The sequence below is a fragment of the Streptomyces sp. NPDC059564 genome, from assembly GCF_042735575.1.
In the GTDB taxonomy this organism is placed as follows: domain Bacteria; phylum Actinomycetota; class Actinomycetes; order Streptomycetales; family Streptomycetaceae; genus Streptomyces.
In genome coordinates this window covers 1-12,659 of record NZ_JBHWBP010000031.1, presented here as the reverse complement: position 1 = coordinate 12,659, position 12,659 = coordinate 1, and the positions used below count along the sequence as shown (strand labels likewise).

The 12,659-nt window shown below is 72.0% G+C and carries 12 protein-coding genes; 9 read left to right on the top strand and 3 right to left on the bottom strand.

What is annotated here, in order from left to right; all coding sequences use genetic code 11:
* The first annotated feature begins 166 nt into the window (after nucleotides 1–166).
* The 3 genes from ACFV0Q_RS08975 (at nucleotide 167) to ACFV0Q_RS08965 (ending at nucleotide 3,156) form a co-directional block, all read left to right on the top strand.
* Entirely contained in the window at nucleotides 167–838 is a 672-nt protein-coding gene (locus ACFV0Q_RS08975; RefSeq protein ID WP_385002710.1) for a ScbR family autoregulator-binding transcription factor, read from the top strand.
* Between the two features lie 105 nt (nucleotides 839–943).
* The gene (locus ACFV0Q_RS08970; RefSeq protein ID WP_385002707.1) at nucleotides 944–2,203 is read left to right on the top strand and encodes a ParA family protein; all 1,260 of its coding nucleotides are present in this window, start codon (nucleotides 944–946) and stop codon (nucleotides 2,201–2,203) included.
* A complete protein-coding gene (locus tag ACFV0Q_RS08965) occupies nucleotides 2,200–3,156 on the top strand; it encodes a ParB/RepB/Spo0J family partition protein (RefSeq protein WP_385002704.1) in 957 nt (318 codons plus the stop codon). The genes ACFV0Q_RS08970 and ACFV0Q_RS08965 overlap by 4 nt, the downstream gene beginning before the upstream one ends.
* A gap of 95 nt (nucleotides 3,157–3,251) precedes the next feature.
* Here the strand turns inward: ACFV0Q_RS08965 and ACFV0Q_RS08960 are convergent, their stop codons facing one another.
* Entirely contained in the window at nucleotides 3,252–3,713 is a 462-nt protein-coding gene (locus tag ACFV0Q_RS08960; protein ID WP_385002701.1) for a nuclear transport factor 2 family protein, read from the bottom strand.
* A 198-nt stretch (nucleotides 3,714–3,911) separates the two neighbouring features.
* Here ACFV0Q_RS08960 and ACFV0Q_RS08955 point away from each other — a divergent pair, with 198 nt between their 5' ends.
* The 4 genes from ACFV0Q_RS08955 to rfbA all read left to right on the top strand — a co-directional run bounded on the left by ACFV0Q_RS08955 (nucleotide 3,912) and on the right by rfbA (nucleotide 7,997).
* Nucleotides 3,912–4,964: a hypothetical protein gene (locus ACFV0Q_RS08955; protein ID WP_385002698.1), complete on the top strand. Its 1,053-nt coding sequence runs from the start codon at nucleotides 3,912–3,914 to the stop codon at nucleotides 4,962–4,964.
* A gap of 23 nt (nucleotides 4,965–4,987) precedes the next feature.
* On the top strand, nucleotides 4,988–5,929 hold the full coding sequence (locus tag ACFV0Q_RS08950; protein ID WP_385002695.1) for an SRPBCC family protein: 942 nt from the start codon (nucleotides 4,988–4,990) through the stop codon (nucleotides 5,927–5,929).
* Between the two features lie 54 nt (nucleotides 5,930–5,983).
* Nucleotides 5,984–6,898, top strand: a complete 915-nt coding sequence (locus ACFV0Q_RS08945; protein ID WP_385002692.1) for an NADP-dependent oxidoreductase — start codon at nucleotides 5,984–5,986, stop codon at nucleotides 6,896–6,898.
* Nucleotides 6,899–7,064: 166 nt separating this feature from the next.
* Nucleotides 7,065–7,997 carry a glucose-1-phosphate thymidylyltransferase RfbA gene (rfbA, locus tag ACFV0Q_RS08940; protein ID WP_385002689.1) on the top strand — a complete coding sequence of 311 codons (933 nt, stop codon included), beginning with the start codon at nucleotides 7,065–7,067 and terminating at the stop codon, nucleotides 7,995–7,997.
* A gap of 12 nt (nucleotides 7,998–8,009) precedes the next feature.
* Here the strand turns inward: rfbA and ACFV0Q_RS08935 are convergent, their stop codons facing one another.
* Together ACFV0Q_RS08935 and ACFV0Q_RS08930 are read right to left on the bottom strand one after the other, a co-directional pair.
* On the bottom strand, nucleotides 8,010–9,467 hold the full coding sequence (locus ACFV0Q_RS08935) for an MDR family MFS transporter (RefSeq protein WP_385002686.1): 1,458 nt from the start codon (nucleotides 9,465–9,467) through the stop codon (nucleotides 8,010–8,012).
* Between the two features lie 74 nt (nucleotides 9,468–9,541).
* On the bottom strand, nucleotides 9,542–10,258 hold the full coding sequence (locus ACFV0Q_RS08930; RefSeq protein ID WP_385002684.1) for a class I SAM-dependent DNA methyltransferase: 717 nt from the start codon (nucleotides 10,256–10,258) through the stop codon (nucleotides 9,542–9,544).
* A 208-nt stretch (nucleotides 10,259–10,466) separates the two neighbouring features.
* On the opposite strand from ACFV0Q_RS08930, the gene ACFV0Q_RS08925 reads away from it, so the two are divergent.
* Together ACFV0Q_RS08925 and metK are read left to right on the top strand one after the other, a co-directional pair.
* The gene (locus ACFV0Q_RS08925) at nucleotides 10,467–11,621 is read left to right on the top strand and encodes a nucleotide disphospho-sugar-binding domain-containing protein (RefSeq protein WP_385002681.1); all 1,155 of its coding nucleotides are present in this window, start codon (nucleotides 10,467–10,469) and stop codon (nucleotides 11,619–11,621) included.
* A gap of 88 nt (nucleotides 11,622–11,709) precedes the next feature.
* The coding region (gene metK / locus ACFV0Q_RS08920; RefSeq protein WP_385002678.1) for a methionine adenosyltransferase at nucleotides 11,710–12,659 on the top strand (950 nt) is incomplete at its 3' end.

Genomic DNA, 12,659 nt, shown 5'->3' with positions numbered 1-12,659 from the left:
CCGTTAACGCCCCACCCCACCAAAAAGAAACAGCACAAACCACCCGTGATCCCCCAAACAACCTCCCCCGACCCCCCAATACATACTGGTCGACTGGTTTCCTTTCACCGGAACCCCCTAAATTGACCCCGTACCACCGGACAGCACCGCAACAGGAGACACGCACGTGGCGAGGGTCAGGCAGGAACGGGCGGAGATCACCCGGCAGGCGATCCTCGACGGCGCGGCCGTCGCCTTCGACCAGGCCGGCTTCAGCGGCACCAGCCTCAGCGACGTGGTCGGGCACGCCGGAGTCACCAAGGGCGCCCTGTACTTCCACTTCCGGTCCAAGGAAGCCCTCGCCCGCACCCTGATGGACGAGCAGTTCCAGGTGTCCGAGGACGTCCTGGCCATCGAGGACCCCGGCCTCCAGACCGTCATCGACCTGACCCACCGGATGGCGGCGGGACTGCGCTCCAACGTCCGCGTGCGCGCCGGGATCCGCCTGGTCATCGAGCTCGGCTCGTTCACGCAGCCGGACCCGGACCCGTACAACACCTGGATCGACGCCTGCGTCCACTGCCTGACGCCGGCCCGGGAGCGCGGGGACGTCCTGCCCTCGCACGACGTACGCGCCCTCTCGACCTTCCTCGTCGGCTCGTTCACCGGCATCCAGGTCACCTCGCACGTCCGCACCGGCCGCGAGGACCTGCACGCCCGGGTCGTCGACCTGTGGAACTACCTCCTCCCGGGGATCGTCCCCGCACGCCGGATGCCCTTCTTCGACCCGGCGGGCTCCACCGCCTGCCGCACCGCGCTCGGCCTGAACACCACCCCGGCGCCCGTCACCACCGGCTGACGGCGGACGACAGCACCCGACGGACCCCCACCCCCAAGCCATTTCGTTAGCAAAACCCAAGCGTGGCGCCCACACGCACCCCAGAACGTTAGTAAAGTCCCTCTCATGACTTCGCCCTCGTCCCAGAGCGACCGAGAGAAGGTCGTCTCCAAGCTCCCCCCGTGGCTCCGCCAGGAGTTGAAGATCCGCACCGCCCAGCTGCGGGTCGACATCCAGGACGCCGTCCACCAGGGCATCGCCCAATGGAGCGCCCTCGCGTCCGCCCCCTCCCCCGTCGACACCTCCGGCGCCGAGTCCTTCTCGACGTGGCTCCCGGCCGGCCAGTGGGAGTCCTTCCGCACCGATTCCAAGGACCGCGGCGTCTCCCTCATCCAGGGCCTCGCCCAAGCCGTCCGCCTCTGGCTGGAGTTGAACCCGGCCCCCACCGTCAAGCGGCCCGCCGTGGTCCGCCGCATCGTCGTGTGCAACCAGAAGGGCGGCGTCGGCAAGACCGCCATCACCGCCGGCACCGCCGAGGCCCTCGCGGAGGACCCGTCCTCCCTCCACCCGGTCCGCATCGCCCGCCAACTGGCGCGCCTCGCCCCGGCCGAGGACAGCGAGCACCCCCACCCGCCGGCCACCCCGCTGGACCTGGAAGACCTCCCGGGCCTCGGCATGCGCGTCCTGCTCGTCGACTTCGACCCGCAGGGCCACCTCACCAAGCAGCTCGGCCAGCAGCCCCTCCCCATCGGCGGCGACAGCCTCACCTGCCACATGGCGGGCGAGGCCAAGGGCCCGCTCTCCGACCTGATCGTCCGCATCCCGGACGACCGCTTCGGCGACCGCCTCCACATCCTCCCCGCCTGCACGGACGCCTTCCTCCTCGACGTCCGCCTCTCCACGGTCCGCGCCCGCGAGGCCGCCCTCGAACGCGCCCTCTCCCCCGTCGAGGCCGACTACGACGTCATCCTCATCGACTGCCCGCCCAGCCTCGGCCTCAGCATGGACGCCGCCATCTACTACGGCCGCCGCCGCAACGCCGAACAGCCGGGCGCCTCCGGCGCGCTGATCGTCGTACAGGCCGAGGACTCCTCCGCCGACGCGTACGACCTGCTCACCTCCCAGATCAACGACCTGCGCGACGACCTCAGCCTCGACATCGACTACCTCGGCCTCGTCGTGAACCTCTACGACGGCCGCCGCGGCTACATCGCGACGTCCTCGCTCCAGGCCTGGATGGACATAAAGGATCCGCGGGTCGTGGCGATCGTCCCCGACCTCAAGGAACAGCGCGAGGCCGTCCGCGTGAAGCAGCCGCTGTTCGTCTACGCACCCAAGGGCGACCAGGCCGTGGCCCTGCGCGCCCTCGCAAGGGAGATCTCATGAGCAAGGCCGACAAACTCGGGGTATCGGCTTCCTTCGCCCGCGCCCAGCCGGTCGGCGTGAGCTCCCGGCGCGCCGCCATCGCCGAGGCCACGGGCGCCCCCACCTCCGGGGTGGTCCCGCCGTCCGAGGTGCCCATCGACGCCCTCGCCCACAACCCCTTCAACCTCCGCGAGGACCTCACGGACCTAGAGGAGCTGGCCGAGTCCCTGACCGTACGGGGCCAGCTCCAGCCCCTCGCGGTCGCGACCCGGATGGCCTTCATGGAGGCCCACCCCGGCGCGACCGACGGCCTGGGCCGCGCCCCGTACGTGGTCATCGACGGGAACCGGCGCCTCGCGGCCGCCCACCTGGCGGGCCTGAAGACCATCCAGATCCACGTGAACGACGCCCTGTCCGCGTCGGCGGCGGACATCCTGGAATCGGCCCTCATCGCCAACGTCCACCGGGTCGACGTGGCTCCCATGGACCAGGCCCGCGCCCTCCAGGAGCTGGTCGACGTCCACGGCTCCCAGGCGCAGGTCGCCAAGCGGATCGGCAAGACGGCGGCCTGGGTCTCCCAGCGGCTGACCCTGCTCAACCTGACGCCCACCCTCCAGGAGAAGGTGGAGACGGGCGAGCTGAAGGTCGAGCCGGCCCGCCGCATCGGCCGCCTCCCGCAGGAGGCCCAGGCCGCGGCCGCCGACGAGAGCATCAACACCGTCAACCCGCCCCGCCAGCGCACCCGCCCGACGCCCTCCGCCGGCACCACGGCGAACGCCACGGCCACCGGCACCGGCACCGGCACCGGCACCACCGAAGGCGCCGCGGCAGAACCCGCCCCGGCGCCCGCCGCCCCGGCCCCGCGCATCACGATCTCCACGCAGTCCCCGGAGACCATCGCGGACGCCCTGACCGCCCACCTCACCCCGGACGACCTGAAGGCCGTCACGGAACTCCTGATGGCCCGCATCTGAACGGGCCCGTGAACGACGCACACCGGGGGCGCTGACGGCACCGAGCCGTCAACGCCCCCGCGTGCTTCCCCCGCCGGCCCGCGGCCCGCGGAACCTCAGCGCTCCCGCCCGTCCGCGTCCAGGCTGCGCCGGCGCACGAGCAGCCGTCCGTCGTCCCCCCGGACCAGCTCGTCGTGGCAGAGCATGGACCCGCGGACCTTCAGGGGGCCGCCCCGCGCCGTGGCCATCGCCAGCGCGTAGTAGCGGGTGCGCAGCGTGTCGTCCGGCCGCCGCTCGACGCCGACCATCCCGAACCAGTGCCGGAAGTCCAGCCCCTGCGCGGCGATGTGCTCCACTCCCGCGCGCACGGTGTCCCGCAGGTTCTCCCGCCCGGCCGGCGGCTCCGGCTCGCCCGCCGTCGCGAAGACGGCGTCCTCGGTGAAGGTCCGCGCCCACGCGTCCGGGTCCGCCGCCGGCCCCTCCAGGAGATTCATCTGCCGGGCGTAGAACTGCTGCACCTCCGTGTACAGCTCGGCCGGCACGTAGCCGGCGCCCGCCCCGCTCGTGGCCTCGCTCATCCGCATTCCCCTCTCCCGCACAGGCGCGTCCTCGCGCCGAGGCTCCACCGCGCCTCTCGAGTCCGAGTTGAGCCGGGCCCGCCATCGTGGCCGCACAGCCGTTTTCCAGCCGAATCGACGGCTCGCCCCCGCCCTCGGCGCACCCCCACACCGCCCCACCACCATCTCCATCCCCACCACCGAGAGGAATCCCGGAAGATGAGACTCAACCCGCTGTCCCGCGCACTGCGAGGAGCCGGCCTCGCGCTCGGCACGGCGGCCCTGGTGACGGCAGCCGCGCTGCCCGCGCACGCGACCGTCTCGGTCACCGACCTCGGCACGCTGCCGGGCGGCACCACGAGCCTGGCGTACGGGATCGGCCCGAACGGTGTCACGGTCGGCTACTCCGACAACGCCCAGGGCGTCACCCGCCCGGTCCGCTGGTCCGCGACCGGGACCGTGTCCGACCTGGGCACACTGCCCGGAGACGTCGGCGGCTCGGCCTTCATCGTCAACGGCTCCGGGGTCACCGTCGGCAAGTCGGTCGGCGCCGACAAGTCCGAGCACGCCGTCGTGTGGCGCTCCAACAGCGGCCCCACCCAGCTGGAGGCGCTGCCCGGCTCCGTCAAGAGCCGTGCCTACGCGGTCAACTCCCTCGGGGACGTCGTCGGGTTCTCGGCCACCCCGGACAACGTCTACAAGGCCATGCGCTGGAACCTGAACGGCAAGGCCGTCCACCTCGCCCCGCTCGCGGGCGGCACCGCCAGCTCCGCCGGATCCATCAACAGCACGGCCACCACCGTCGGCTACTCCCTCCAGAACGGCTTCCAGAACGCCGTCCGCTGGAACCCCGACGGCACCCCCGTCGCCCTCGGCGGCATCCTGCCGGGCGACGACTCCAGCCAGGCCAGCTGGATCAACGACTTCGGCGTCGTCGTGGGCAACTCCTTCAAGGCCGGCAAGTTCTACGACGGCCCGTACCACGCCGTCCGCTGGAACCGGCACGGCCAGCTCGCCGCCCTGCCGCCGCTCCCCGGCCACACCGGAACCGCCGCCTACGGCATCAACAACAAGGGCGTCGCGGCCGGGTTCTCGTACTCGCCGGGCGGCGTCTACCACGCCGTGACCTGGGACGAGAACGGCGCCGTCACCGACCTCGGCGTCGCCTGGTCCGGACCGAGCGAGGCCTACGCCGTCAACGACTCCGGCATCGCCGTCGGCTCCGTGACGACCCCCGCGGGCGTCATCCGCGCGGCGCGCTGGCACAACTGACCGGCACCACGGAAGAGGAGCCCATGGCACAGTCACCATTCCACCGGACCGAGCACGAGACGCCGGTACGGGCCGACGCGCGGGCGGTCCACCGGCTGCTCGCGGACGAGGACAACTGGCCCCGCATCTTCGCGTCCTTCGTCCACCTCGAGAACCTCGGCCGTGACGGCGACTTCGACCGGATCGGCATGTGGGGCCACTACGACGGCGCCGTCGAGCACTGGGTCGCGCTGCGCCGGGTCGACGAGGCCGCCCTGCGCGTCGAGTTCCGGCCGGAATCCCTGCCGCCGCAGCTGGAGTCCATGTACCGCTCCTGGGTGGTAGAGCCGGCCCCGGACGGCGGGTGCGTGGTCCGCCTGGAGCACGAGTTCCGCCTCAAGGAGGAGGACCGGGCCGCGGCCGAGACCACCCTCGCCACCATCGAGGGCATCGCGCTCTCCGAGGTGGCGGCGGTCCGCGAAGCGGCCGAGCTGCGGCCCGAGGTGCTGGTCACCGTGGAGGACACGGTCACCGTCGCCGCTCCCGCCGCCGAGGTGTTCGCCGCCCTGTACGAGGCCGGGAACTGGCCCGCGTACATGGAACACGTGGCACGGGCCGACGTACGGGGTGAGGGCGAGGGGCACACCCACGTCCTCGAACTCGACACCATCGAGCGCCACGGCGGCACCTTCACCACCCGCGCCGCCCGCGTCGGCCTGCCCGCCGCCAAGATCGCGTACAAGCAGCTGCTGCTGCCTCCGCTGGGCGCGTCCCACCACGTGCGGTGGCTGCTGACGCAGCAGGCCGGCGCCACCGTCGTCCGCTCCGTGCAGACGGTCGTCATCAAGGAGTCCGGCGTCGCCGCCGTCCTCGGCGACGGCACGTCGACCGGGACCGCGCGGGGCTTCGTCCGGACGGAGCTGAGCTCCAAGGTCCGGCTGATACTCGACGCGGTCAAACGCCGACTCGAGCAGGATGCGAACTGATCAATTGATCACCTTATGTGTGCTCAACCGATGAAGTGCTGAAAGGACCCCACGATGCGAGCAGCCGCTCTGTCCGAGTTCGGCGCACCCGAGGTGCTGCGGGAGACCACGGTCAAGGACGTCGAGGCCGGTCCCGGCGAGGTACGCGTACGCGTCCGGGCCGCCGGGGTACTGCCCTTCGACGTCCGCGTGCGCGGCGGCTGGACCCCGCCGTTCATCAAGCGGGAGTTCCCCATGGTGCTCGGCAACGAGTTCGCCGGGACGATCGACCAGGTCGGTGAGGGCGTGGGCGCCTTCGCGGCGGGCGAGGAGGTGCTCGGCTACGGCGTGCTCGGCGGGTACGCCGAGTACGTCACCGTCCCGGCGGACCAGATCGTCCGCAAGCCCGCGGCCATGCCGTGGGAGGTCGCGGCCGGATTCTCCGGCAACGGCCAGGGCGCGCACATGGCCCTGTCCACGGTGGGCGTCCACCCCGGCGACACGGTGCTCGTCAACGCCGCCGCCGGCGGTTTCGGCACCTTCGCCGTACAGCTCGCCCTCGCCTGGGGCGCGGCCCGGGTCATCGGAACGGCCAGCGAGCGCAACCACGACCACCTGCGCGCGCTGGGCGCCATCCCCGTGACCTACGGCGAGGGCCTGGCGGAGCGGGTACGGGCCATCGCGCCCGAGGGCGTGGACGCGGCCGTCGACGCGGCGGGCCCCGAAGCCCTGCGCGCCTCCGTCGAGGTGGCCAAGGACCGCGCCCGGGTCACCACCATGATCGCCGACGAGGCCGCCCTGGAACTGGGCCTGCCGGCGGTCGCGGGAGCCCGCTCGGCCGAGCGCCTCGGCGAGCTGGTCGACCTGTACGTCCAGGGCAAGGTGAACATCCACATCCGTGAGGCGTACCCGCTCGCGCGGGCCGCCGAGGCCCACCGGGACGTCGAGAGCGGTCACGGCCGCGGCAAGGTCGTCCTCACCATCGGCTGACCCACCGCGAGGAAGGGGAAGAAGAGGGGGGCGGCCGCCACGGCCGCCCCCCTCTTCCGCCTTCCGCTTGTGGCCTTCGAGGCTCCCTCGACCGGTCGGACACAGGCTCGTTCCGGTACTCGGGGCCCCGCGCACGAGGCGACGACGACATGAGGTGAGATTGTCCGTGAAGGGAATCATCCTGGCCGGCGGGAACGGTACCCGGCTGCACCCGCTCACCCTCGGGATCTCGAAGCAGCTGCTGCCCGTCTACGACAAGCCGATGATCTACTACCCGCTGTCCGTGCTGATGCTCGCCGGAGTCCGGGACATCCTCGTCATCAGCTCGCCGGTGGACCTGCCCCAGTTCCGCCGCGTCCTCGGCGACGGCAGCTCCCTGGGCCTGAACCTGTCGTACGCCGAGCAGGCCGAACCCCGCGGCCTCGCCGAGGCGTTCGTCATCGGCGCCGGGCACATCGGCGACGACTCCGTCGCCCTGGTCCTCGGCGACAACGTCTTCCACGGCCCGGGCTTCGCCCAGCTGCTGCGCCGCCACGTCCCGCACACGCAGGGGGCACTGCTGTTCGGCTACCCCGTGCGCGACCCGGAGCGGTACGGCGTGGGCGAGACCGACGCGGACGGCAGGCTCGTCTCCATCGAGGAGAAGCCGGCCCGTCCGAAGTCCAACCGGGCCATCACGGGCCTGTACTTCTACGACAACGACGTGGTCTCCATCGCCCGGGGCCTGACCCCCTCTCCGCGCGGGGAACTGGAGATCACGGACGTCAACCTCGAGTACCTGGCCCGCGGCAAGGCCTCGCTCGTCGACCTGGGGCGCGGCTTCGCCTGGCTGGACACGGGCACGCACGATTCGCTGCTGGAGGCCTCGCAGTACATCCAGACCCTGGAGCGGCGCCAGGGCCTGCGCGTCGCCTGCGTCGAGGAGGTCGCCCTGCAGATGGGCTTCATCGACGCCGACCAGTGCCACCGGCTCGGCTGGCTGCTGCGGAAGTCCGGTTACGGGGAGTACGTGATGTCGGTCGCGGAGTCGGCCCGCGGCGCGGCGCGGGCGGAGGCGGTCCCGGTCGGCGTGGCCGGACCCGTCTCCGCCCTGTTCTGAGGGCGCGGACGCTCAGCACCGGTCGTGTTCCGGCTCCGGCCGCACCGCCCCGTCCTTGGCGGGGGCCTGCGCCCGGGGCCGCTTCGGCATGAAGAGCGTGGGCACGACCATCGCCGCCACCATGGCGAGCACCCACCAGAAGGTGTTGGCGTACGCGGCGGGGTCCTCGGCCGGGCCGCCCGAAGCGGTGGAGGGGCCGAGGTTCACCGACAGCAGCAGGGCGACCATCGCGGTCCCGAACGAGGCCCCGACGCGCTGCACCACCGCGATCATGACGGTGCCGCGGGGGATCCGGTCGCTCGGGATGTCGAGGTAGGCGGTGATGAGGATGGACACGCCGACGACGCCGAGGCCCAGGCCCCGCAGCCCCAGCGAGAGACCGAGGAGCAGGTCGTCCGAGCCGGCGGAGAGCCGGGTGAAGCCGACGGTGCCGGCCACGGACAGGACGGTGGCACCCAGGATCAGCAGCCGGGGGTCGTAGCGGTCCGTGAGCCACCCGGCGGCCGAGATGCCGATCAGCATGCCGAGGCCCTGGGGGGCGAGGAGCCAGCCGATGGTGGAGCTGTCGTAGCCGAGGTAGCGGGCGTAGAAGAGCGGCAGCACGAACAGCGGGCCGTAGACGGCCACGGCGTTGAGGAACACCAGCATCGAGGAGGAGGAGAAGGCGCGGGAGCGGAACAGCCCCACGTCGACGAGCGGGTCGGCGGAGCGCGCGGAGTGCACGCAGAACGCGGCGACCAGGGCCAGGCCGGCGAGCAGGACCGCCAGCGTCAGCGGGTCCGTCAGCTGCGCCACTTCCCGCACCCGCGAGAATCCGTACACGAGCGCCACCATGCCGGGCGGGAGCAGCATGACACCGACGCGGTCCACCCTGGCGTCCCCGCCCGGGGCCGAGGCCGGCAGGACCTTGCGCGCCAGCGCCAGCGCCACGAGGATCAGCGGGACGTTGACGAAGAAGATCCAGCGCCAGCCGGCCGCGTCGATGATGAGCCCGCCGACGACCGGCCCCAGGATCGGAGCCAGCTGCCCGGGGATGCCCACCAGGCTCATCACCCGGCCGAAGCGCTTGGGCCCCGCGGCCTGGGCGAGGATCGTCTGCACCATCGGCAGCACCATGCCGCCGCCGATGCCCTTCACGACGCGGAACGCGATCAGGCTCTCGACCGACCACGCCGTCCCGCACAGCACCGAACCGCCCAGGAACACCGCCAGGGCGCACATCCACATCCGTTTGTTGCCGAACCGGTCGACGGCCCAGCCGACGAGCGGCGTCACCAGCGCCAGGGTGAGGAGGTAGGAGGTGCTCACCCAGGAGAGCGCCGACTCCGACGCGTCCAGATCGGCCGAGATGTCGTTGAGCGCGACGCTGACGATCGTGGAGTCCAGCAGGGATGCGATGGCGCCTATGAGCAGCGTGCCCGCAAGGACGAGCAGCTTGCGGTCCAGGCGTTCCGGGGTGGGGTTCTGCATGGCAGGGACGGTACGAGCGGCCGCTCCACTCCCCCTCGAATCCGGTTCGAGCACCTGCCGGTTCGCATACGCGGCTAGGCGCGGGTGCCGAGGAAGAATCCGGGGCGGCCGCCGCCCGTCTCCACGTACTCCACGGCCAGCCCGCTCTTGCGGAACGCGTTCGTGTAGTCCTCGCGGGAGAAGAGGGTGAGGAGGTCGATCTCGCTGCGGTGCTGGATGCCGGCCTCGGAGTCGGCGACCAGGTAGTGGATCTCCATCCGCGTGACGTTGCCGTCGACCAGCGTGGAGTGGGAGACGCGGGAGATGCCCCGGTGGCCGTCCCCCAGCGCGTGCGTGGACACGTGCCCGGGCAGGAAGGTGTCCGGGAAGTACCAGGGCTCGACGGCCAGGACGCCGTCCTCGGCGAGGTGACGGGTCATCGCGGCGACCGCGGAGTCCAGGTCCTCGACGGTGCGCAGGTAGCCGATCGAGCTGAACATGCACACGACGGAGTCGAAGGTCTCGCCGAGCTCGAAGTCCCGCATGTCGCCCCGGTGTACGGGCACGCCCCCCAGCCGCTCCGAGGCGACGTCCGCCATCCACTCGGACAGGTCGAGGCCGGCGACACGGTCGAAGTGCTTGCCGAAGGCGGCGAGGTGGATGCCGGTGCCGCAGGCCACGTCCAGCAGGGAGGAGGCCCCGGCCTTGCGCGCGCGGACGAACCCGGCGACCTGGGCGGCCTCGGCGTCGTAGTCCTTGCGGTCCTGGTACAGCCGGTCGTACATCTGCGCCTGGCTCTTGTTCTCGTACATCGCTTTCCTCCCGCTGGACCCGTCCGGACCGGCTCGCCCCGGACCGCGTCGAGGCTTGCGGAAGTCCCTCGCGCACACCTCTCGCCCCCCTCGACTCCCGGTGGACGTACGGCCCCGTCAGGCGCTCCCCGAGCCGCCGTCGAGCAGCGCGCGGCACAGTCTGCGCCGACAGCACGGTCCACCAGCGCTTTTGATTCGAGGTCGACGCATGCGCGTACTGTTCGCCGTCTCTCCGGGCTTTGACCACCTGTATCCGCTGTCGGGTCTGGCGTGGGCGTTCCGCACCGCCGGACACGACGTCGTCGTAGCCACCTCGGGCGTTTCCACCGAGGCCGCGGCGCACGCGGGCTTCGCCGTCCGCGAGGTCTCTCCGGGAGCCGATTTCGCCTCGGTCTTCCCCAAGGTCGGCTCGGCGCAGGAGCGGACGCGCGCCATGCGCGAGCGGGGCCTGGCCATCGCCAAGACCCTGGAGACCCCGGACGTCATCCTCGAGAAGTTCTCCCGGGTCAGCGACCTGATGCTCGACGGGACCCTGGAGTTCGCGACGGCCTGGCAGCCGGACCTCATCGTGTACTCGAAGCTCCAGGGCGCCGCGCTGGTCACGGCCAGGGCGCTGGGCATCCCGGCCGTGGAGCACGGGTTCAGTTTCCTGCGCGAAGGGGACATGGCCGAGCGCTTCCTGCCGTACCTGACGCCCCTGTACGAGCGCGTGGGCGTACCGGTGGAGCTGCCGGCCATCACCTCGCTGTACTTCGCCCCCGAGCACATGATGCACGGCAAGGGCGAGGGCTGGACGATGCGTTCCGTCCCCTTCCACGGCGGCGGCACCCTGCCCGACTGGATGGCACGGCCCAAGGAGCGCCCGCGCGTCTGCGTCACCCTGGGCACCACCGTGCCGCACGTGGCCGGCATCGGCAGCCTGGAGAGCGTGCTGAACGCGGCCTCCGAGGTGGACGCGGAGTTCGTGCTCGCCCTGGGCGACGACCCCGACCTCGACTCGCTCGGCACGCTGCCCGGCAACGTACGGGTCGTCGGCTGGACCCCGCTGAGCACCCTGCTGACCACCTGCGACGCGATCATCCACCACGGCGGTTCCGGCACCACGCTGACCTCCGCGCACGCCGGTGTCCCCCAGCTGGCCATGCCCCACGGCGCCGACAACTGGATCAACGCCGCGATGATCGAGCGCTGCGGTCTCGGCCTGAACCGGGACCCCGAGGACGTCGACGCGCGGCTGCTGAAGACGCTCCTCGACGACGAGGGGCTGCGCGCCTCCACCAGGGCCGCGGCGGCCGCCCTGGCCGCGCAGCCGGGCCCCGACCAGATCGTGCCCCGGCTGCTGGGCCTGCCCGGCGTGAAGTGACCCGACGTTGAGCGGACCTCCAGGGCCCCTGGCCAGCATGGGTCCGCCCGCACGACGCCCCCGCCCGTCCCCCCGCCATCGGAGAGCCATGTCCCGTCGCCTGTTCACCTCGGAGTCCGTGACCGAGGGCCACCCCGACAAGATCGCCGACCAGATCAGCGACACCATCCTCGACGCGCTCCTCACCGAGGACCCGACCTCGCGCGTGGCCGTGGAGACCCTCATCACGACCGGTCTCGTACACATCGCGGGCGAGGTGACGACGAAGGCGTACGCGCCGATCGCGCAGCTCGTCCGCGAGAAGATCCTGGCGATCGGCTACGACTCCTCGGAGAAGGGCTTCGACGGCGCCTCCTGCGGCGTGTCGGTGTCCATCGGCGCCCAGTCCCCGGACATCGCGCAGGGCGTGGACACGGCGTACGAGCGGCGCGTCCAGGGCGAGGGCGACGAGCTCGACCGGCAGGGCGCGGGCGACCAGGGCCTGATGTTCGGCTACGCGACGGACGAGACGCCCGAGCTGATGCCGCTGCCGATCCACATCGCGCACCGGCTCTCCCGCCGCCTGACGCAGGTCCGCAAGGACGGCACCGTCCCCTACCTGCGCCCCGACGGCAAGACCCAGGTCACCATCGAGTACGACGGCGACCGGCCGGCCCGCCTCGACACGGTGGTGGTGTCCACGCAGCACGCCGCGGAGGTCGACCTGGACGCGCTGCTCACCCCCGACATCCGCGAGCAGGTGGTCGAGCACGTGCTGGCCCAGCTGGCCGCCGACGGCATCAAGCTGGACACCGACGGGTACCGGCTGCTGGTGAACCCGACCGGCCGCTTCGAGATCGGCGGCCCGATGGGCGACGCCGGCCTGACCGGCCGCAAGATCATCATCGACACGTACGGCGGCATGGCCCGCCACGGCGGCGGCGCCTTCTCCGGCAAGGACCCGTCCAAGGTCGACCGCTCCGCCGCCTACGCCATGCGCTGGGTCGCGAAGAACGTGGTCGCCGCGGGCCTCGGCTCGCGCTGGGAGGTCCCGGTCGC